Annotated in this window: 19 protein-coding genes and 3 tRNA genes; 3 read left to right on the top strand and 19 right to left on the bottom strand. The window is 69.7% G+C overall.

All coding sequences use genetic code 11. From position 1 onward, the window contains the following. Positions 1 to 132: 132 nt before the first annotated feature. Both ASE10_RS12830 and ASE10_RS12825 read left to right on the top strand, forming a co-directional pair. The gene (locus ASE10_RS12830) at positions 133 to 1,242 is read left to right on the top strand and encodes a histidine kinase (protein ID WP_056305345.1); all 1,110 of its coding nucleotides are present in this window, start codon (positions 133 to 135) and stop codon (positions 1,240 to 1,242) included. After that, positions 1,239 to 2,012 carry a LytTR family DNA-binding domain-containing protein gene (locus ASE10_RS12825; protein ID WP_056102328.1) on the top strand — a complete coding sequence of 258 codons (774 nt, stop codon included), beginning with the start codon at positions 1,239 to 1,241 and terminating at the stop codon, positions 2,010 to 2,012. The genes ASE10_RS12830 and ASE10_RS12825 overlap by 4 nt, the downstream gene beginning before the upstream one ends. A gap of 24 nt (positions 2,013 to 2,036) precedes the next feature. Here ASE10_RS12825 and ASE10_RS20245 read toward each other — a convergent pair whose 3' ends face one another. The 13 genes from ASE10_RS20245 to ASE10_RS12755 form a co-directional block, all read right to left on the bottom strand. Further along, entirely contained in the window at positions 2,037 to 2,561 is a 525-nt protein-coding gene (locus ASE10_RS20245; RefSeq protein ID WP_157480921.1) for a hypothetical protein, read from the bottom strand. A 565-nt stretch (positions 2,562 to 3,126) separates the two neighbouring features. Beyond that, positions 3,127 to 3,213 (bottom strand) — tRNA-Leu (locus ASE10_RS12810). Positions 3,214 to 3,461: 248 nt separating this feature from the next. Beyond that, positions 3,462 to 3,535: transfer RNA gene (locus ASE10_RS12805), tRNA-Cys, on the bottom strand. A gap of 119 nt (positions 3,536 to 3,654) precedes the next feature. Then, positions 3,655 to 3,730: transfer RNA gene (locus ASE10_RS12800), tRNA-Gly, on the bottom strand. 128 nt (positions 3,731 to 3,858) lie between these two features. Continuing rightward, positions 3,859 to 4,434 (bottom strand): CDP-diacylglycerol--glycerol-3-phosphate 3-phosphatidyltransferase, encoded by a 576-nt coding sequence (pgsA, locus tag ASE10_RS12795; RefSeq protein ID WP_055906343.1) that lies wholly within the window; start codon positions 4,432 to 4,434, stop codon positions 3,859 to 3,861. Further along, on the bottom strand, positions 4,431 to 6,323 hold the full coding sequence (gene uvrC / locus ASE10_RS12790; RefSeq protein WP_056305343.1) for an excinuclease ABC subunit UvrC: 1,893 nt from the start codon (positions 6,321 to 6,323) through the stop codon (positions 4,431 to 4,433). Before uvrC ends, pgsA begins: the two co-directional genes overlap by 4 nt. Before the next feature lie 295 nt (positions 6,324 to 6,618). Beyond that, a complete protein-coding gene (locus tag ASE10_RS12785) occupies positions 6,619 to 7,101 on the bottom strand; it encodes a low molecular weight protein-tyrosine-phosphatase (RefSeq protein WP_055906336.1) in 483 nt (160 codons plus the stop codon). A 3-nt stretch (positions 7,102 to 7,104) separates the two neighbouring features. Further along, entirely contained in the window at positions 7,105 to 7,872 is a 768-nt protein-coding gene (kdsB, locus tag ASE10_RS12780; RefSeq protein ID WP_055906333.1) for a 3-deoxy-manno-octulosonate cytidylyltransferase, read from the bottom strand. 148 nt (positions 7,873 to 8,020) lie between these two features. Then, positions 8,021 to 9,073 carry a tetraacyldisaccharide 4'-kinase gene (lpxK, locus tag ASE10_RS12775; RefSeq protein WP_056102171.1) on the bottom strand — a complete coding sequence of 351 codons (1,053 nt, stop codon included), beginning with the start codon at positions 9,071 to 9,073 and terminating at the stop codon, positions 8,021 to 8,023. Positions 9,074 to 9,075: 2 nt separating this feature from the next. Continuing rightward, entirely contained in the window at positions 9,076 to 10,824 is a 1,749-nt protein-coding gene (gene msbA / locus ASE10_RS12770) for a lipid A export permease/ATP-binding protein MsbA (RefSeq protein ID WP_235565862.1), read from the bottom strand. Next, entirely contained in the window at positions 10,821 to 11,270 is a 450-nt protein-coding gene (locus ASE10_RS12765; RefSeq protein ID WP_055906327.1) for a biopolymer transporter ExbD, read from the bottom strand. The genes msbA and ASE10_RS12765 overlap by 4 nt, the downstream gene beginning before the upstream one ends. 16 nt (positions 11,271 to 11,286) lie before the next feature. Beyond that, positions 11,287 to 11,946: a MotA/TolQ/ExbB proton channel family protein gene (locus tag ASE10_RS12760; RefSeq protein ID WP_055906325.1), complete on the bottom strand. Its 660-nt coding sequence runs from the start codon at positions 11,944 to 11,946 to the stop codon at positions 11,287 to 11,289. Between the two features lie 28 nt (positions 11,947 to 11,974). Beyond that, positions 11,975 to 14,341 (bottom strand): DNA internalization-related competence protein ComEC/Rec2, encoded by a 2,367-nt coding sequence (locus tag ASE10_RS12755; RefSeq protein ID WP_055906321.1) that lies wholly within the window; start codon positions 14,339 to 14,341, stop codon positions 11,975 to 11,977. Positions 14,342 to 14,685: 344 nt separating this feature from the next. Between ASE10_RS12755 and ASE10_RS12750 the strand changes: the two genes are divergently transcribed. Beyond that, positions 14,686 to 14,997: a hypothetical protein gene (locus ASE10_RS12750; RefSeq protein WP_055906317.1), complete on the top strand. Its 312-nt coding sequence runs from the start codon at positions 14,686 to 14,688 to the stop codon at positions 14,995 to 14,997. Positions 14,998 to 15,049: 52 nt separating this feature from the next. Here the strand turns inward: ASE10_RS12750 and lolD are convergent, their stop codons facing one another. Genes lolD through ASE10_RS12720 form a run of 6 tightly spaced genes read right to left on the bottom strand, consistent with a single transcriptional unit; the run spans position 15,050 to position 18,792 of the window. Beyond that, positions 15,050 to 15,751, bottom strand: coding sequence for a lipoprotein-releasing ABC transporter ATP-binding protein LolD (gene lolD / locus ASE10_RS12745; RefSeq protein ID WP_156087799.1), 702 nt, complete (start codon positions 15,749 to 15,751; stop codon positions 15,050 to 15,052). Between the two features lie 10 nt (positions 15,752 to 15,761). Then, positions 15,762 to 17,012 carry a lipoprotein-releasing ABC transporter permease subunit gene (locus tag ASE10_RS12740; protein WP_055906311.1) on the bottom strand — a complete coding sequence of 417 codons (1,251 nt, stop codon included), beginning with the start codon at positions 17,010 to 17,012 and terminating at the stop codon, positions 15,762 to 15,764. 6 nt (positions 17,013 to 17,018) lie between these two features. Next, positions 17,019 to 17,465, bottom strand: a complete 447-nt coding sequence (locus ASE10_RS12735) for a hypothetical protein (protein WP_055906308.1) — start codon at positions 17,463 to 17,465, stop codon at positions 17,019 to 17,021. Continuing rightward, positions 17,416 to 17,670: a succinate dehydrogenase assembly factor 2 gene (locus ASE10_RS12730; RefSeq protein ID WP_055906305.1), complete on the bottom strand. Its 255-nt coding sequence runs from the start codon at positions 17,668 to 17,670 to the stop codon at positions 17,416 to 17,418. The genes ASE10_RS12735 and ASE10_RS12730 overlap by 50 nt, the downstream gene beginning before the upstream one ends. After that, positions 17,657 to 18,373, bottom strand: a complete 717-nt coding sequence (locus ASE10_RS12725; RefSeq protein ID WP_055906302.1) for a hypothetical protein — start codon at positions 18,371 to 18,373, stop codon at positions 17,657 to 17,659. Before ASE10_RS12725 ends, ASE10_RS12730 begins: the two co-directional genes overlap by 14 nt. After that, positions 18,370 to 18,792, bottom strand: coding sequence for an MAPEG family protein (locus ASE10_RS12720; RefSeq protein ID WP_055906299.1), 423 nt, complete (start codon positions 18,790 to 18,792; stop codon positions 18,370 to 18,372). The genes ASE10_RS12725 and ASE10_RS12720 overlap by 4 nt, the downstream gene beginning before the upstream one ends. Positions 18,793 to 18,826 lie beyond the last annotated feature (34 nt).

Genomic DNA, 18,826 nt, shown 5'->3' with positions numbered 1-18,826 from the left:
GCCCGGCACGCGCGAAAGCGATCCGGGACGAATCGTCGTGGCGCGCTGGCGAATCGTAGGCGGCCGCCGCCGCGCTTTTCAGCGGCCCCGCGCTGCGCCTAGGATGCGGACATCCCTTCCCGGCCGTACCCGATGACGATCCGCCTCGGCAGCACCGAAATCGCCCTGTCGCGCTACCTCGCCCTGTGGTCGGCGGTGGTGCTGGCGTTCGCGCTGCAGGGCTTCGTGCACGACGCGCACAACGGCAATACCTGGTCGCTGTTCGACTACCTGCGCTGGTCGATGATTCAGTGGTACACCTGGGCGGCGCTCGCGCCGCTGGTGTTCCGGCTGGCCGAACGCCATCCGATCCAGCCGCCGTTGCGCCTGCGCTCTTTGGGCATGCAGCTGCCCGCCAGCATCGGCGTGACCCTGCTGGCGCTGGTGATCGGCGCACTGGTGTCGAGCGTTACCGAATCGAGTTCGTTCGCCGATCAGTTCGGTCAGTTCTTCGCCAAACACGCCGCCACCGGCCTGCTCACCTACTGGGCCCTGCTCGCGATCCAGCAAGCCCTGCACTTCCGCGCCGAGCAGGCGCGCCGCGAACTCGAGGCTGGCCGGCTGGCGACCGAGCTGGCGCAATCGCGTCTGCAGGTGCTGAAGACCCAGTTGCAGCCGCACTTCCTGTTCAACACCCTGCACGCGATCGTCACCCTGCTCGACGAGGACACCCTGACGGCCGAGGACATGCTGCTGCGCCTGAGCGAGCTGCTGCGCGCCTTCCTGGAAGACTACGACGGCCAGGAAATCAGCCTGCGCCGCGAACTGGCCCTGCTCGACCTCTACCTCGGCATCCAGCGCATGCGCTTCAAGGACCGGCTGAGCACGCAGATCTACGTCGCCCCCGACACCCTGGACTGCGCGGTCCCGAGCCTGTTGCTGCAACCCATCGTCGAGAACGCGATCCGCCACGGCATCGGCCGGCGGGTGGGCGACGACTGCGTCGAGATCGAGAGCCGGCGCGAAGACGGCCAGCTGTGCATCGACGTACGCAACCGCAACAGCACGCTGGAGGAAGGCGGCGACCCGCTCGGCCACGGCATCGGCCTGTCCAACACGCGATTGCGGCTCAATGAGCTGTACGGCGACGCCGCGCAGATCCGCCTCGACATGATCTACCCCAGCGGGGTGGCCTGCCGCATCCGCCTGCCGTTCCGCGAGATCGAGGAAACCGACGACATACCGGAGCACGTGCCCGCATGAGCATCTCGGCCCTGGTCGTCGACGACGAGCCGATCGCGCGCCGCGCGATCGTGCGCCTGTTGCGCGAGGATCCGGAGATAGAACTGCTGGGAGAATGCGGCGACGGCGCCTCGGCGGTGATCGCGCTGCGCAGCCAGCGGCCCGACCTGGTGTTCCTGGACATCCAGATGCCGGCGATGAACGGGCTGGACGTGATCGCCAGCATCGGTACCGAGCACATGCCGGCGACGATCTTCGTCACCGCCTACGAGCAATACGCGGTGCGCGCCTTCGAGGCCAACGCGGTCGACTATCTGGTCAAGCCGTTCAGTCGCGAACGTTTCGCCACCACCCTGCAGCGCGCCAAGGCGCGCCTGTCCAGCGCCGGCGCCGATGCGCGTTCGGCGGCGCAGATCCTGCAGGCGCTGGATGCCCTGCGCAAACGCGACGACTACCTCGAGCGCATCCCGGTGCGGGTCGACGAGCACGTGGTCTTCGTCGCCGTCGACGATATCGTCTGGATCAAGGCCAGCCGCAACAACGTGCAGATCCACCTCGCCGACCGCGTCCACGAACTGCGCGAGACCATGGCCACGCTCGCCGCGCGCCTGGACCCGCGCCGCTTCGCCCGCGTCCACCGCTCGGCGATCGTCAACGTCCGCCGGGTCAAGGCCATCCATCCGTGGTTCAACGGCCACCACGTCGTCACCATGGACACCGGCCAGCAGCTGCGCATGAGCCGCTACCAGCACGAGACCTTCCTGCGCCTGGCGACGACGCGCCAGGAATGATCCGGCGCTAGCCGGATCGCCGGCCTAGACCGATTCGCGCCTGCTGGGGCTGCGATCCGGCGTACGCGTCCCGGACTTGTCGCAGAAATGGATCTCGTCGTGCGCGAACTTGACGATGTGCCCGCGCGGGAAACCTTGCACGCGTTCGGTCGGGTCTTCGAAGCCCTCGACGGCGCCCATGTAGCTCTGCCCATGGGCGGCGGTGCGCACTCGGACGATCAGCTGGTGGGCAAGCTCGTCGCCCGCGTCGACGCGCAGTATCACTTGGTCTCCCGCCTCGACTGTCGGCGTGAGCTTGTCCTGATGCGACGATCCGTAGCCGGCGAATGCGAATGCGAACTCGCCGTCGTTCTTCTGGAACATGGCTACCCCCTGTGTGCGGCGAAACGAAGGAATCGGCTGGAGAGATTGGAGCGAACCATGCCCGGCAACGGCGGGGGCCGGCCTTTCGTTCTCCGCCGATTCGATGGCGGGACTGGAATAGCGGTCGGCCTCGCCGGCAGACGCAACTGCATGGCGGACGACGCGATGACGCTTGAGCGGATTCATGAGATCGTCTCGCTACGAGCGGACAAGATCCCGTGGCACATGGTGTGCCGCAGCCCTTGAAGGCAGTTTCAAGCTACCACCAAGCGTCTTACACCGTCGAACTTTCGGACCGACGGTAAAGCTCGCCCGGTCGCCAGATGCGACCGTTCCGGTGCGCAACGATGCACCCATATCGTCGCGATATCGCCGTCCAGAGCACCGATAAATGGAACGTCCATGCATGCAAGCCGGGAGGGGCTACGACGCGAGCTCGTAACGGCCACTCAGCCGTGCAGCATGCCATCCCTTTTTGCTCTGAGCCTTGCGTCTCCTGCAACCGCAGGAGGCTACCGTCGCGCTCGATCCTGCATTACTCGCGGATCGCATCGGTCATCGCGGCCGATATCGGATCGAGCGACGTCATCGTCCACGGTATCGACCAGGTCCATGTTCCGAACCAGCGGTCATGTGCATGGCTGGACGCGGACGGCAGCGCTCGCAACTTGCCGTTCGCCGTGCATGAGCGCGGCGGGAGCCAACGCGCACATGAAGCCGCGATGGAGCCCCGCAATCGGGAATCGCGTCGTGGTGCCCGGAGCCGGACTCGAACCGGCATGGCCTTGCGGCCGGCGGATTTTAAGTCCGATGCGTCTACCGATTTCGCCATCCGGGCCAGGACCGCGACTGCGGCAATAGCTTACGACACGCCGCCGCCGGCCAGGAAAGCCGGCCGACCGGGTCGATGCGCGGCCTGCGGCGATGGACCGTCCCTGCCGCAGGATCACGAAGCGCTCTACGCGACGCGGCCGCCATCGCAGCGCGCGCCTCCCTACGCCGCAGCTGCGCGCGCAAAAAAAAGCCCCGCTTGCGCGGGGCTTCGGAGTTCCGATAAAGCCGGACCCTGCGTACAGGGTCCGAAATTGGAGGCCGAGGTCGGAATTGAACCGGCGTACGCGGATTTGCAGTCCGCTGCATAACCACTCTGCCACCCGGCCGGTGACTGGTCGCAAGCATACCGCCTGCGGTGACGATTGCCCACGTTACGCATGGGCTGCCGCCGAAAAAACAAAACCCCGCATGCGGGGCTTTGTTCCTGAGGATGACTCCTCGAATTTGGAGCGGGAAACGAGACTCGAACTCGCGACATCTACCTTGGCAAGGTAGTGCTCTACCAACTGAGCTATTCCCGCAGAGGAACCAACATTTTAGGCATGGAAACAAAACTGTCAACACCCAATTTCGTTTTCCTTGCTGCCTCGAACCCGGGCTTCAGCCCCGGTGCACCTGATCACCCGTACCCCGGTGGCGGACGCCGCGATCAGCCCGAGGGGCCCTTCGCGTCTTCGCGCATTATAGGCCATGCCGCGCGTAAATACGCTAGCCCCGACCACAAAGTCAGCAACGCGGCGCCGGCGAGCAGCCATTCGCCGATGCGGAAGATCGGCAGACCCAGAAAGGATTCCTGATACAGCAGGCAGACCAGCGCGACCATCTGCACGATGGTCTTGATCTTGCCGATCGTGGCCACCTTCACCGCCGCGCGCTGGCCGAGTTCGGCCATCCATTCGCGCAGCGCCGAAACCGCGATCTCGCGGCCGACGATCACCGCCGCCCACAGCGTCATCCACACCGTCGGGTGCTTCTGCACGATCAGCAGCAGCGCCACGGCGACCATGAGTTTGTCGGCGACCGGATCGAGGAAGGCGCCGAAGGCCGAGTACAGGTCGTAGCGGCGCGCGATCCAGCCATCCAGCCAATCGGTGATCGAGGCGAAGGCGAAAATGAACGCCGCGGCGAAGTTGGTCCACTGGAACGGCAGGTAGAACACCACCACCAGCACCGGGATCAATACGATCCGCGCCAGGGTCAGCATGGTGGGTATCGTCAACTTCATCCTTCGCTCCGCGTGCCGCCGTTGGCCGCTTTCGGGTTGGCCTTGGCCGGGGCGCCGGCATCCGGTGCCTCCAGCCCGTGCAGGGTCGCATAGATGCGCTCGGCCAGGGCGGCATTCACGCCCTCGACCCGGGAAATTTCCTCGATCCCGGCCGCTTTCAGACCGCCGAGGCCGCCGAAGTGGCGCAGCAGGCTGGCGCGCCGGCGCGGGCCGATGCCCGGGATGTCCTCCAGCCGGCTGCTGTTGCGCGCCTTCTGGCGGCGCCCGCGGTGGCCGGTGATGGCGAACCGGTGGGCTTCGTCGCGGACCTGCTGGATCAGCTGCAGGGCCGGGGATTCGGCGCCGGGACGCAGGTGGCGGCCGTCCGGCAGCAGCAGTTCCTCGTCGCCGGGCCGCCGGGCCGGGCCCTTGGCCACGCCGACCAGGATCACGCCCTCGACCCCGAGTTCGTCCAGCGCCGCCCGTGCCTGCGCCACCTGGCCCGCTCCGCCGTCGATCAGCAGCACGTCGGGCATGACGCCGTTCTCTTCGACCGCGCGCCGGAAACGGCGCTCGATCGCCTGGTTCATGGCCGCGTAGTCGTCGCCGGCGATGATCCCGGCGATGTTGTAGCGCCGGTACTGGCCGCGCACCGGGCCCTCGGCGTCGAACACCACGCACGAGGCCACGGTGGCCTCGCCCATGGTGTGGCTGATGTCGAAGCACTCGATGCGCGCGGGGATCGCGGCCATGCCCAGCATCTCGCGCAGGGCTTCGGCGCGCGCGTGCTGGGCGGCGTGGCTGGTGCGTTCGGCGGCCAGCGACATCTCGGCGTTGCGGCGCGCCATGTCGAGGTAGCCGGCGCGTTCGCCGCGCACGCTGCTGCGGATCTGGACCTTGCGCTCGCCCGAGGCCGACAGCGCCTGCTCGATCAGTTCGCGGTCGGGGATGTCGCGGTCGAGCACGATCTCGCCCGGCGGGGTCTGCTCGGCGTAGTACTGCGACACGAACGCGGCCAGCACTTCCTCGGGATTGTCGCTGCCGTTGGTCTTGGGATAGAAGGCGCGGGTGCCGAGGTTGCGGCCGTCGCGGAACGCCAGCAGCAGCACGCAGGCGGCCACGCCCTGCATCGCCACGGCGAGCACGTCGAGGTCGGCAGCGCGGCCGTCGACGTACTGGCGCGCCTGCAGGGTGCGGATCGAGGTGACCAGGTCGCGCATGCGCGCGGCCTCCTCGAAATCCAGGCGCACGCTGGCCGCTTCCATGGCGCGGCCGAGCTCGTCGGTGAGTTCGTCGCTGCGGCCGTCCAGCAGCAGTCCGGCGCGGCGCACGCTCTCGGCGTAGTCGCGCGCTGCGACCAGGCCCACGCAGGGCGCGCTGCAGCGGCCGATCTGGTGCTGCAGGCAGGGCCGCGAGCGATTGCGGAACACGCTGTCCTCGCAGCTGCGCAGGCGGAACAGCTTGTGCATCAGGTTGAGGGTGTCGCGCACCGCGCCGACGCTGGCGTAGGGGCCGAAATAACGGCCCGGAATCGCGCGCGGACCGCGGTGCATGGCGATGCGCGGCCAGGCTTCCTGGGTCATCAGCACGTAGGGGTAGCTCTTGTCGTCGCGCAGCAGCACGTTGTAGCGCGGCTTGAGCGACTTGATCAGCTGGTTTTCCAGGATCAGCGCCTCGGCCTCGGTGCGGGTGACCGTGACCTCCATGCGCGCGGTCTGCGCCAGCATGGACAGAATCCGGGCCGACTTGGGCGTGGCGTTGAAATAGCTGGAGACGCGGTTCTTGAGCGCGCCGGCCTTGCCGACGTAGAGCACGTTGTCGTCGGCGCCGATCATGCGGTACACGCCCGGCGCGGTGCTGAGCTTCTTGACGAAGGACTTGCCGTCGAACGGCAGCGGCGACGCGCTCATGCGCCCTGCCCCGGCATGCCCCGGCCGCGCATGCACACGGCCGCGCGCGACCCGTCAGGGCGCGTGGCGGGCGGAACGGCTGGCAGGCTGCGGGCGGTCACGGTCGCGAACATCGGCTACTGGATAGGGCCGATTATGCGTGAAGGCAAGATGGCGGCGCTGGAACGGCGTTTGCGGACCGTTGGGGCAAACCCCTGCTCTTTTGCGCAGGGGGAGCGGCAGGAGCGGCTTCGGGCCCGCTATCGTCGCCCCGGGGTATCGCGGGTCTTCCCGCTTCCAAAGGGCACCGCGGGGATCAGCGCCCGCGCTCGCCCAGTTCCTCGCGCAGCCGCGCGATCGCGCCGTCGGCGGCACGGTCGAGCAAGCGGAATACGTGCTCGAACTGGGCCGGCCCGCCGGTGTAGGGATCGGGCACCTCGCCCTGCGTTTCCACGCCGGTCCAATCCAGCAGCAATGCCATCTGCGCGCGGGTGCCGCGCGGCGCCCGCGCACGCACGTCGCGCAGGTTGGCGCGGTCGGCGCACAGCAGCCAGTCGAAGTCGCGGTAGTCGGAGGCGGCGAGCTGGCGCGCGCGCAGGCCCGAGATGTCGATGCCGTGCTCGGCGGCGTTGGCGATCGCGCGCCGATCCGGCGGCTGGCCGACGTGCCAGTCGCCGGTGCCGGCCGAATCCAGCTCGACCCGCCCGGCCACGCTGGATGCGGCGATGCGCGCACGCAGCACGCCTTCGGCCACCGGCGAGCGGCAGATGTTGCCCAGGCAGACCACCAGCAGGCGCACGGCTCAGGCGCCCTGGGCCAGGCGCGCCTCGGCGCGCTGCAGGTCCTCGGGCGTGTCGACGCCGGGCGGGAACGGCTCGGGCGTCAGCGCGACCGCGATGCGGTGGCCGGCCTCGAGCACGCGCAGCTGCTCCAGCGATTCGATCGTTTCCAAGCGTCCCGGCGGCATCGCCGCGAAACGCTGCAGGAAGCCGGCGCGGTAGCCGTAGATGCCGATGTGGCGCAGCCACTCGCCGCGCTCGGGCATGCGATCGCGGTCGCGGGCGAAGGCGTCGCGCGGCCATGGAATCGGCGCGCGGCTGAAGTACAGCGCGTCGCCGTTGGCCGCGCGCACCAGCTTGACCGCGTTCGGATCCAGCAAGGTCTCGACTTCGGTCACCGGCGCGGCCAGGGTCGACATCTCGGCCCCGCTGGCGCGCAAGGCCGCCGCGCAGGCTCGTACGCCCGCCGCCGGCGCGAACGGCTCGTCGCCCTGCAGGTTCACCACCACGGTGTCGTCGGCCCAGCCGGCGATGCGCGCGCACTCGGCCAGGCGGTCGGTCCCGGAGGCGTGCTCGGTCGAGGTCATCGCCACCCGCACGCCGCTGTCGCGCAGCGCCTCGGCGATGCGTTCATCGTCGGCCGCCACCCACACCTCGCTCGCGCCGGCCGCAAGCGCACGCCGCGCGACGTGCAGCACCAGCGGCTCGCCCGCGAGCAGGCGCAAGGGCTTGCCCGGCAGACGCGTGGCGGCGTAACGGGCGGGGATGGCGACGACGAAATCCTTGCTCATGCGGAACTCCAGCGGGGTGCGGCCGTGCCGCGGCGAGTCGGTGCGTCCGCGGATGGCGCGGAGCGTTCGGGGCGACGCCGGAGCATGCTACGACGACAGGCGGAAGCGATAGCACGACGCTGCGTGCCGCGCCCGAACCCTGCCGCGCCTAGCGCCCCTTGAGCGCGGCCAGCTTGTCCAGCAGCGACACCCAGAACGCCTCGGGCAATTCGGTGCGCACCGGCACGCTGAAATACTGATCGCCGACGAACGAGCCCTCGCCCTCGCCGGCCAGCTTGACCGCGTCTTTCTCGGTCATCAGCACCGGCAGTTGGCTGCCGAACTCGAAGTCGGCGGCGCTGTAGCGGTGATGATCGGGAAACGCGTGCGGGACCACGGCGATGCCGAAGCCGCGCAGCATGGCGAAGAAGCGCTCGGGGTCGCCGATGCCGGCCACCGCATGCACGCGCTGGCCGGAGTACGCGCCCAGCTTGCGCGAGCGCCCGCCCAGCACCGGCTGCACCTGGTCGGCGATCAGGCGCATCGGCCATTCGCCGAAGCCGGTCTCGCCGCCGCCGACGCCGCTGGCGACGTTGGCCTGGGAAATGTTGACGACGCGGAAGTCGCAGCGCGCCGCGCGCTCGGGCAACTCGCGCAGCGGGCCGGCGGGCAGCAGTTGGCCGTTGCCGTAACGGCGGCGGCCGTCGACCACTTCGATCTCGATATCGCGCGCCAGACGGTAGTGCTGCAGGCCGTCGTCGCAGACCACCACGTCGCAGCCGGCTTCGACCAGGGCGCGCGCGGCCGCGGCGCGGTCGCGGTCGACCCGGACCTTGACCCCGGTGCGGGCGGCGATCAGCACCGGCTCGTCGCCGCCCAGGGCCGGATCGCTGGTGCCTTCGACCCACATCGGCGGGGCCGAACCGTCGCGGCCGTAGCCGCGGCTGGCGACGCCCGGAGTCCGGCCTTCGGCGCGCAGGCGCTCGACCAGGGCGATGGTCATCGGGGTCTTGCCGGCGCCGCCGGCGGTGATGTTGCCGACCACGATCACCGGCACGCCGGGATGGTGGCGGCGCAGCCAGCCTTTCAGGTACAGGCTGCGGCGCAGGCCGGTGACCGCGCCGTACAGGCCCGACAGCAGCCGCGCGCCGATCGGAACGGGAGCGTCGCCGTACCAGTACGCCGGCAGGCGTACGCGGCGTTCGTGCGATCCGCCGGCCATGCTTATTCGGCCTCGCGGAACTGCATGCGGTGCAGGTGCGCGTACAGCCCGCCCTGCTCCAGCAACTGCGCGTGGCTGCCGCGCTCGACGATGCGGCCCTGGTCCAGCACCAGCACCTGATCGGCATGCTCGATGGTCGAGAGTCGGTGCGCTATCACCAGCGTCGTGCGGTCGGGCATCAGCCGTTCCAGCGCGTCCTGCACCAGGCGCTCGGATTCGGTGTCCAGCGCCGCGGTGGCCTCGTCCAGGATCAGGATCGGCGCGTCCTTGAGCATGGCGCGCGCGATCGCCAGACGCTGGCGCTGGCCGCCGGACAGCTTGCCGCCCTTGGCGCCGATATGGGTCTGCACGCCTTCGGGCAGGCGCTCGACGAATTCCATCGCGTTGGCGCCGCGCACCGCGCGATCCAGGCCTTCCGGCGGCGCCTGCTGCAATTCGCCGTAGGCGACGTTGGCCGCGACGGTGCCGTCGAACAGCATCACCTGCTGGCCGACCAGGGCGATCTGGCGGCGCAGGTCGGACAGGCGGTAGTCCTGCAGCGGGTGGCCGTCGAGCAGGATCTGGCCCGACTCGGGTTCGTAGAAGCGCGGCAGCAGCTTGATCAGGGTCGACTTGCCGCTGCCGGAACGGCCGACGATTGCGGTGACCGTACCCGGCCGCGCGCTGAAACTGATGTCGGCCAGGGCCGGGTCCTTCTGGCCCGGATAGCGCGCGACCACGTCGCGGAATTCGATTTCGCCGCGTGCCCGGGTCAGCGGACGGCTGCCATTGTCGGGCTCGTCGTCGGCATCCAGCACCGAGAACAGGCGTTCGGCCGAGGCCACGCCCCGCTGCAGCATGTTCTGCACGTTGGTGAGCTGACGCAGCGCCGGGATGATCGCGATCATCGAGGTCATCAGGGTCACGAACTTGCCCGCGTCCAGGCGTCCGGCCAGGGCCTCACGCCCGGCCACGAACAACAGCAGCGCCAAGCCGACCGCGCCCATCAGCTGCACCATCGCCGAGGCGATGGAACGCGTGGATTCGACCTTCATGCTGAGCTTGAGGTGGTTGTCGGCGATCGCGGCGTAGCGCTCCAGCTCGACCTGCTGCGCGCCGTAGACCTTGACCTCCTGCTGATTGCCCAGGGCCTGGTCGGCCGACTGCAGCAGCGCGCCCGCGCTTTCCTGGATGCGGTGGCTGATGCGGCGGTAGCGGCGGCCGATCTTGTCCATCACGAAGGCCAGCGGCGGCGCCATCAGCAGCACCGCCAGGGTCACCTGCCAGCTGGCGTACAGCATCGCGCCGAGCAGGGCCATCGCCTGGAAGCTCTGCTGCAGCATCACCTTCATCGCATCGACCGCGGCCTGGGCGACCTGGTCGCTGTCCGAGCCCAGCCGCACCAGCATCGACGGCACCGGCTCGGTGTCGAAGCGCAGGCCCGGCAGACGCAGGTACTTGCCCAGCACGTTCACGCGCATGTCGCGGGCGATGCTGCGGCCGGCCTTGGCCATGTGGAAGTCGGTGACGTAGCCGGCGATGCCGCGCAGCAGGAACAGGCCGACGATCGCCAGCGGCAGCAGCGTGCTGAGCTTCTTTTCCTTCTCGATGAAGGTCAGGTTGATGATCGGCGTCATCAAGGTGGTGAACACGCCGGCCGCGGCGGCCTCGACCAGCATGCCGAACAGGGCCAGCCACAGCAGCGCGCTGTAGGGACGGGCGTAGCCCAGCAGGCGGCGGTAGGTCTGCCAGGGCGATACCTGACCGGTCACCGCTTGCCCTCGCTGGGGGCAGGACCGGCGTTGGCCGGCGGTGCGGTCGCGCTCATGATCCGGCGGAAACCGAGCTGGCCCAGCGCGTCGTACACCGTCACCACGGCCTGGTACGGCGTGCGGGCGTCGGCACGCAGCATCACCTGGCGGTCGCGGTCGCTGCCGGCGACCTCGGCGATGGTGGTCTTCAGCGATTCCAGATCGTCGCGCAGCACTTCGCGATCGTCGACGAAATAACGGCCTTCGGCGTTGACCAGCACGATCAGCGCCTTGGAGGCGTCGCTGACCGGCTCGCCACTGGCGCGCGGCAGCTCAAGCTTGAGCACCGAGCGCGCGTCGAAGGTGGCGGTGACCACGAAGAAGATGATCAGCACCAGGATCACGTCGATCAACGGGACCAGGTTGATCTCCGGCTCGTCGTCGGCGCGGTGGTCGCGAATGCGCATGCCTGCCCGCCCTGCCTCAGCCCACGACCTGCGGCTGCGCCGGCGTCGCCGCGGCGGCGGCCGGACGCGCGTGCGAGCGCGTGTCCAGGGTGTCGAGCAACTGGATCGCCTCGTGCTCCATCGCCACGATGTACTCGGCGATGCGACCGCGGAACCAGCGGTGCGCGATCAACGCCGGGATCGCCACGATCATGCCGGCGGCGGTGCAGACCAGGGCCTTGCCGATACCGCCGGCGAGCTGGTTCACGTCGCCGATGCCGTGATCGAGGATGCCCAGGAACATCTGGATCATGCCGACCACGGTGCCGAACAGGCCCAACAGCGGACCGGCGGCGGAGATCGTGCCCAGGGTATTGAGATAGCGCTCCATGCGGTGGACCAGGTGGCGGCCGACGTCCTCGATGCGCTCGCGGATCTCGTCGCGCGGACGGCCGCGCACGTCCAGCGCGGCGGCCAGCAAGGCCCCCAGCGGCGAGGTCGCGCGCAGCGACTCGATATGGGCCGGGTCCAGCTTGCCGCGGCCGGCCCAGGCGCGGACTTCCTTGCCCAGGTCGGGCGGCAGCACGGCCTTGCGTCGCAACGTCCACAACCGCTCGATGATGATCGCCAGCGCGACGGCCGACAGCAGCAACAGCGGGATCATCGGCCAACCGCCGGCCTTGACCAGTTCCAGCACTCGCGAACCTCCGGCCCATTCGGCCGCTTCATTCAAGCCGATAGGATAGCCCAGCCGGTGCGACCTCCACCCGTCGGGCCGCGTCCCACAGCCTCGGATGTGCCTGGCGTCGCGTTTCGACCTGGATTCCGCCGGCCCCGTCGCTGCCGCCCAGGCGCAGCCGCAGCGCCCCGCCCCGGCTGGTGTCCCAGGTCTGCGCTCCGGCGTTGCGCCAGCGCGCCAGCACCTCCGGCTTGGGATGGCCGTAGCGGTTGCCGTAACCGCTGGAGACCAGCGCATGGCGGGCGCCGGTGGCGGCGACGAAACTCGGATCGGAGGAGCCGCCGCTGCCGTGGTGGGCGATCAGGACCACGTCGGCGTGCAGGTCCTGGGTGCCGTTTTGGTGGTCCAGGCGGACCAGATCGCGCTCGACCACCTCGCCGATGTCGCCGGTCAACAGGGCCGCCGCATGCGCGGTTTCGATCCGCAGCACGCAGCAGGATTCGTTGCGCAGGTAAGGAAAATGCGGCGGCGGATGCAGGAAGCGAAAACGCACGCCGTCCCAGGTCCAGGCCTGGCCGGCGACGCAGGGCCGCGCCAGGGCGATTCCGGCGCCCTCGGGCGCACGCCGGTCCGGGGCCGGGAACACCCGCGCGACGGACTCCAGGCCGCCGGCATGGTCGTTGTCGGCGTGGCTGACCACCATCCGGTCCAGCGAGCGCACGCCCAAGCCGTGCAGGGTCGGCACCACCGCCCGTTCGCCGGCGTCGTAGCCATCCGGCGCCGCCGGCCCGAAGTCGTAGAGCAGACTGTGGCGCGCGGTACGCACGTGTACCGACAGGCCCTGGCCGACGTCGATCACGGTCAGCTCGGCCTCGCCGGGCTCGGGCAGGTGCCGGTCCGGCCACAGCAGCGGCAGCCACAGCAGCAAAGCCAGGGGCTTGCCCGGCACTCCGCGCGGCAACAGCAGCCAGAACGCCCCGAGCAGGGCCGAGGGCAAGGCGAGCCAATGCGGCTCCGGCAGCCACCACAGGGCCAGCCCGCTCCCGGCCAGACGCTCGAACAGCGGCCAGCTCAGATCGAAGCAGCTCGCCGCAAGCCGCCAGGCGCCCTCGCCCGCGCCGGTCCAGAGCAGGTCCAGCGCGGTACCGACCAGCGCCAAGGGCACGACGACCAGGCTCCACCAGGGCACCGCGAACAGGTTGGCGAGCGGCCCGGCCAGCGAGGCCTGGCCGAACAGCGCCACGCACAGCGGCAACAGGCCCAGGGTCGCCACGCCCTGCGCCGACATGAACTCGCGCAGCAGCGAACGCCGCGGCCCGCCGTGCGGCAGGCACCACAGCAGCCAGGCCACACCGAGGAAGCTCAGCCAGAAACCCGCGCCCAGCAGGGCCAGCGGATCGGCCAGCAGCACCGCGATCGCCGCCAGCGCCAGGGCCGCGACCGCATCGGACGGCCGTCGCGATGCCCGCACCCCGGCGACCACCGCGATCATCAGCATGGTGCGGACCGTCGGCAGCGCGAAACCTGCCAGCGCGGTGTACAGCAACGCCCCCGCGGTCGCCGCCAAGGCGGCCACGACCGGCCGCGGCCAGCGTCGTCCCAAGCTCGGCCACATCCGCCACAACCCCCGCACGATCAGTGCGAAGAAACCCGCGACCAGGCCGACGTGGAAACCGGAGATGGCGATCAGGTGGGTCAAACCGTTCGCACGCAGGATCTCCCAGTCGCGCTCGTCCAAGCCGCGCGTGTCGCCCAGCGCGAGCGCGCGCACGTAGCGCGAGGATGGTGCGACCACGGCTTCGGCGATCCGGTCGGACAATCGTTCCCGCAACGCATCCAGGCCCGCCGCCGGTGCGAGCAAACGCGCATCGCCCGGTTCGAGCAGATAGCCGGTCGCGGTCAGGCGCTGCATCAGCGCGTACTTCTCCGCGTCCGGCGCGCCCGGGTTGCGCAACCCGCGCGGCGCCCGCACACGCACCCGCCACTGCCAGCGCTGGCCGGCGCGCAAGGCCGCGCGCTCGGCACGGTCCTGGCTGTACCAGGACAGGCGCAGCAGGCGGCCGCGCAGCGGTGCGGGCTGCTCGGCGTCGCCGTCGACGCGGAAGAGAAAACGGGTGCGACGGACTTCGTGCGCCGGCAGTTCGGCCACACGGCCCGAGACCGTCGCTTCGCGCCGCTCCCAGTCCACCGGTAATTGCAGCGACAAGGCGTAAGCCGCATGCAAGCCCGTCAACGCGAAGCCGACCGACAGGACGCCGAGCCAGCGCCCTACTCTGCGACCGCGCGCCCAGCCGTACGCACCGAGCGCCAGCGCCATCCAAAGGCAGACCAGCGCCGGCAGCTTCGGACAAGCAAGCGCCGCCGCGGCTCCGACGAGCAATGCGAACGCCACCCTCGCGCCGAAGGGAACCATGGCCGGTACCTGGGCATCGGCCCGTTGCGCCGGCACTTCCGACCTCGCGGCCTGCGCAGCCCAACCCACTGCCCTATTCGCTTCCATTCGCCGCCGCTCCGTCGAGACTCGGTAACGAGACTAGGCGTGGCCGCCGGGCCGCGGTATCGGCGAAGGCACCTCCGCTCGCGTAGGAAAATTCCGATTCCCGGCTGGCGAGCAGCGCCGGCCCCAGGTTTATGATCCGGGCAGTTCGGCTGGCGGTCCGGACTCGGGGGCGGCCTTGGGGCTAGTTCAACCGCTTATGTCGCGGAATCGGATTCGCCCGACGGCGGATCCGCTCGCAACCGATCACAGGGGGAGTTATGCAGGCAACGGATGGGGCAAAGACGCTGTACGACCTGATGGACCGGGTGCTGGCCAACGAGGCGCTCGATCACCAGCAAAAGTGCGCCTTGATCGACGAACTGAGGAAGAATAATCCCGGCGCCTCGGACCGCTGGACCTATCGCCTGGCGATCTACTTCCTGGGCGGGATGACGGTGCTGACCATCATCGGACTGGTCGTGATCGCCTGCATCGGCGCCCACGCGCCGCAGGGCCTGGTGGCGATCGGTTCGGCCTCGGTGGGCGGACTGGCGGGCCTGCTGTCGTCGGGCCGCAGCAAGGACACCTGAGCCTTGCGGTCCCCGCTCCGGCGTCGCGCCGGCGCGGGACGGCTGCACCGATTCAGACCTCGCTGGCCGCCAGCTCCCGCAGCTTGCCTTCGTGCAGTTCCATGACGCGGTCCAGGCGCCGCGCGAGGCGGCGGTCGTGGGTGACCAGGACCAGGCTGGTGCCTTGTTCGCGGTTCAGGGCCAGCATCAGCTCGAACACGGTCGCGGCGGTCTTCTCGTCGAGGTTGCCGGTCGGTTCGTCGCCGAGCACGCAGGCGGGCTTGTTGACCAGGGCGCGGGCGACGGCGGCGCGCTGACGTTCGCCGCCGGAGAGTTCGCCGGGCTTGTGCACGAGGCGATGGCCCAGGCCGACCGATTCCAGCAGCGCCTTTGCGCGCTGGCTGGCGTCGGGCACCGCGGCGCCGGCGAGCAACACCGGCAGCATCACGTTCTCCAGCGCGGTGAACTCGGGCAACAGGTGATGGAACTGGTAGACGAAGCCGAGCGCGCGGTTGCGCAGCGCGCCGCGAGCGGCGTCGGACAAGGCGTTCATGCGCTGGCCGGCGACGAAGACCTCGCCTGCGGTCGGCGTGTCGAGCCCGCCCAGCAGGTGCAGCAGCGTGCTCTTGCCGGCGCCGGACGCGCCCAGGATGGCGACGGTTTCGCCGCGCTCCACGGCCAGGTCCAGGCCGTCGAACACCGGCGTGACCAGCTTGCCCTCGGCATAGGTCATGGCCAGGCCGGTGCAGCGGATCACCGCGTCGTCGGCGGGCATGGCTTGCGGGTTACTCATAGCGCAGCGCCTCGGCCGGGGCCGTACGCGCGGCGCGCCAGGCGGGATAGATGGTGGCCAGGAAGGCCATCGCCAGCGCCACCGCCGCGATCGCGACCACGTCGCTGCTCTGTAGATCGGTGGGCAAACCGGTGATGTAGTACACGTCCTCGGGCAGCAATTGCACGCCCAGCACGTTCTCGATGGCTTTGAGGATGTGTTCCAGGTTGAGCGTCAGCACGATGCCGCCGATCACGCCCAGCACGGTGCCGATCACGCCGATCAGAGTGCCCTGGACCACGAACACCTGCATCACCCCGCGCGGCGTCAGGCCGAGGGTGCGCAGGATCGCGATGTCGGCCTGCTTGTCGGTGACCAGCATCACCTGCGAGGACACCAGGTTGAACGCGCCCATCGCGATGATCAGCGACAGCAGGATCGCCATGATGGTCTTTTCCATCTTCAGGGCGCGGAACATGTTGGCGTTGTCGCTGGTCCAGTCGCTGACGTTGTAGGGCCCGCCCAGGCGCAGCGCCAGATCGCGGGCGACGTCCCAGGCCAGGTCCATGTCGTGCAGTTTCAGGCGCACGCCGGTGACGCCGTCGCCCATGCGCAGCACGCGCTGGATGTCGTGCAGGTTGACGACGGCCAGGCCCTTGTCGAATTCGTTGTAGCCGGCCTCGAAGATGCCGCTGACGGTGAAGCGCTTGAGCTGGGGCAGCGCGCCCATCGGAGTGCTGCGGAAGTCGGAGGTCATCATGACCACGCTGTCGCCGACGCCGACGCCCAGCCACATCGCCAGTTCCTTGCCCAGGACGATGTTGTAGCTGCCCGGGGTCAGCGACTCCAGGCTGCCCTGCTTCATGATCTTCTTGCTGGCCAGCACCGAGACCTTGCTTTCCTGGTCGGGCAGCACGCCGCGCACCAGGGCCGGCTGATTGCGCGCGCCGGACAGCAGGGTTTCCTTCTCGATGTAGGGCGCGGCGCCGGCCACGCGCTTGTCGGCGATGGCCGCGTCGACGGCGCGCTGCCAGTCGGTGAGCGGTTCGCCGTAGGCGCTGACGGTGGCGTGCGCGGCCATCTGCAGCATGCGGTCGCGGATTTCGCGCTGGAAGCCGCTCATCACCGCCAGGGTGGTGATCAGCGCGGTCACGCCCAGGGCGATGCCCGCGATCGAGGCCAGCGAGATGAAGGAGATGAAGCCGTTGCGGCGCTTGGCGCGCAGGTAGCGCAGGCCGATGGCGACAGGAATGGGTTTGAACATATCCGGCTATGGTGCCATTGAACGCGAGTCGGGCGTAGGCGCTTGGACCGGCCAAGCCAGCCGCAGTTCACGACGACCGGCGGCGTCCAGGGTATCGGGCCACCAGATCCGCTGCCGAGGGCGGCCGTCGCCGTCGCGATAGCGCAGCAGGGCCAGCGGCCCGCGCCATTCCAGGGTCGCCTGGTCCAGGGCGACCCCGTCCAGCCGGACCGCATCGGCGGCGACGACCATCCATTGCGGCCGGCTGCGCAGTTCCCGGCGCGCCAGCCAGGCGCCGTAGCTCAGCGCGACCGCGGCGATGGGCACGGCCAGCGGCAGCGGCAGTTCGCTGGCGAGCGTCGCCCAGGCGGCGAGCGCGCCGATCAGGACCAGCGCGGCAGCGAGCCGGCGCGAGGGGCGCCACTCAAGCCGGCATGGCGCGGATGCGTTGGATGAGCGTGTCGAGCTCGGCATCGGGACAGGCCTCGTAACCCATGAACCAGCGCCAGAGCTTATCGTCCTCGCATTCCAGCAGGCGTAGGAAAACGCCGCGCTGGCTTTCGGAATCCTGCGCCCAGGCGCGGTCCAGGTAACGGCCGAACAGCTGGTCGAGTTCGCGCATGCCGCGGCGGCTGCGCCAGCGCAGGCGGCGCAGCTCGGTGTCGTCAGCGTCGCTCATCGGTGCTCCCTTCGGCCGCGGCTTCCGGGCCGCCGGCGTTGCTGCGATAGCCGCACATGCCCTCGTCCGGCTTGCGCTTGCAGTAGCCGGCCAGCTGCGCGGCGATCTCGGCGTCGCGTTCGACCAGATCGCCGGTGCTGGCGTTCAAGGCGGCGACCACGGCTTGACCCTTGAGCAACTTGGCCATCAGCGGCAGGCCGGATTCGGTTTGGGCGTGATCCGCGATGCGCTGGAGTTGAGCGGCGTTGGCGCCGGCCTTGAGGCAGGCATCGTAGCCCTCCGGCCCTTCCGCCATGCGCGCCACGCAGGCGAACTCGATCCGACCCGCCTCGCTCCTGGCGTAGGCGGCGCCGGCGCGCAACACCTCGATCGGGGTGTCGGCCGCGAGCGAGCGCGCCAGCGAATCGGCCATGACCTCGCGCGACATGTCGCGCACGACGCGACGCTTCATCGCCAGGTCGTCCGGGTCGCTCGCCACGTTGGCGCCGGCGGCGAAGCGATTGACGATGCCGTCCAGCAACTCGACGTAGCGCGCGGAGACCACGTAGTCGAGCGCCGCGGCGTAGTGCTGGGCGGAGGGCGCCGAGGGCGCCTGCGCGTGCAGCGGCAGGCCCGGAGCCGCCGCCAGCAGCAGCGCGGCCAGCGCCGGTGCGGAGCGACGGTGGGCGCGGGGTTGAGGTTCGGTGCGGTCGGCCAGGCTCATGCGCGCAGCAATCCGATGGAGAGGTAGCCCCACAGCGCCCACAGCACGCAGGCGCCGGCGATGTAGACGAGAAAGCGGTGCATGACCCGGTTGTAGCCGCAGTGGATCGCGCTGTGCAGCACGCGCAGCGCGACGAAGCTCCAGGCCAGCGCCAGCACCACGGCGTCGCCGAGTTGGGCTACGGCGGCCACGGTCAGCGCCAGGTAGAACAGCACCGGCAGTTCGAACAGGTTGCGGAAATTGTCGGCGGCTGCGCTCTGGGTGAGCTTGGCGCTGGCCTGCGCCGAGGTCGCCACGGCCTGCGGGTGGATGCGTTCGCGGCGCATCTGGCCGATGCGCACCACGTACAGGCGGATCCAGACCAGGCAGGTCAAGGCCGCCATGGCGGCGGCAGGCAGGAACAGGAGCTTGGGGTCCATCGCTCGCCTGTGGGTGTGTCGGGCTGGATGCGGA

It is taken from the genome of Lysobacter sp. Root76 (assembly GCF_001428685.1).
Lineage (GTDB): Bacteria > Pseudomonadota > Gammaproteobacteria > Xanthomonadales > Xanthomonadaceae > Lysobacter.
The sequence above is the reverse complement of the archived record's forward strand: the minus strand, read 5'-3'. Positions and strand labels throughout refer to the sequence as shown.

Excerpts from the sequence above, each read along its gene's own strand:
- ASE10_RS12830 (WP_056305345.1), top strand. The coding sequence starts at position 133 with ATGACGATCCGCCTCGGCAGCACCGAAATCGCCCTGTCGCGCTACCTC.
- ASE10_RS12825 (WP_056102328.1), top strand. The coding sequence starts at position 1,239 with ATGAGCATCTCGGCCCTGGTCGTCGACGACGAGCCGATCGCGCGCCGC.
- ASE10_RS20245 (WP_157480921.1), bottom strand. The coding sequence starts at position 2,561 with ATGAATCCGCTCAAGCGTCATCGCGTCGTCCGCCATGCAGTTGCGTCT.
- pgsA (WP_055906343.1), bottom strand. The coding sequence starts at position 4,434 with ATGAAGTTGACGATACCCACCATGCTGACCCTGGCGCGGATCGTATTG.
- uvrC (WP_056305343.1), bottom strand. The coding sequence starts at position 6,323 with ATGAGCGCGTCGCCGCTGCCGTTCGACGGCAAGTCCTTCGTCAAGAAG.
- kdsB (WP_055906333.1), bottom strand. The coding sequence starts at position 7,872 with ATGAGCAAGGATTTCGTCGTCGCCATCCCCGCCCGTTACGCCGCCACG.
- lpxK (WP_056102171.1), bottom strand. The coding sequence starts at position 9,073 with ATGGCCGGCGGATCGCACGAACGCCGCGTACGCCTGCCGGCGTACTGG.
- ASE10_RS12765 (WP_055906327.1), bottom strand. The coding sequence starts at position 11,270 with ATGCGCATTCGCGACCACCGCGCCGACGACGAGCCGGAGATCAACCTG.
- ASE10_RS12755 (WP_055906321.1), bottom strand. The coding sequence starts at position 14,341 with ATGGTTCCCTTCGGCGCGAGGGTGGCGTTCGCATTGCTCGTCGGAGCC.
- ASE10_RS12750 (WP_055906317.1), top strand. The coding sequence starts at position 14,686 with ATGCAGGCAACGGATGGGGCAAAGACGCTGTACGACCTGATGGACCGG.
- lolD (WP_156087799.1), bottom strand. The coding sequence starts at position 15,751 with ATGCCCGCCGACGACGCGGTGATCCGCTGCACCGGCCTGGCCATGACC.
- ASE10_RS12740 (WP_055906311.1), bottom strand. The coding sequence starts at position 17,012 with ATGTTCAAACCCATTCCTGTCGCCATCGGCCTGCGCTACCTGCGCGCC.
- ASE10_RS12735 (WP_055906308.1), bottom strand. The coding sequence starts at position 17,465 with ATGCCGAGCTCGACACGCTCATCCAACGCATCCGCGCCATGCCGGCTT.
- ASE10_RS12730 (WP_055906305.1), bottom strand. The coding sequence starts at position 17,670 with ATGAGCGACGCTGACGACACCGAGCTGCGCCGCCTGCGCTGGCGCAGC.
- ASE10_RS12725 (WP_055906302.1), bottom strand. The coding sequence starts at position 18,373 with ATGAGCCTGGCCGACCGCACCGAACCTCAACCCCGCGCCCACCGTCGC.
- ASE10_RS12720 (WP_055906299.1), bottom strand. The coding sequence starts at position 18,792 with ATGGACCCCAAGCTCCTGTTCCTGCCTGCCGCCGCCATGGCGGCCTTG.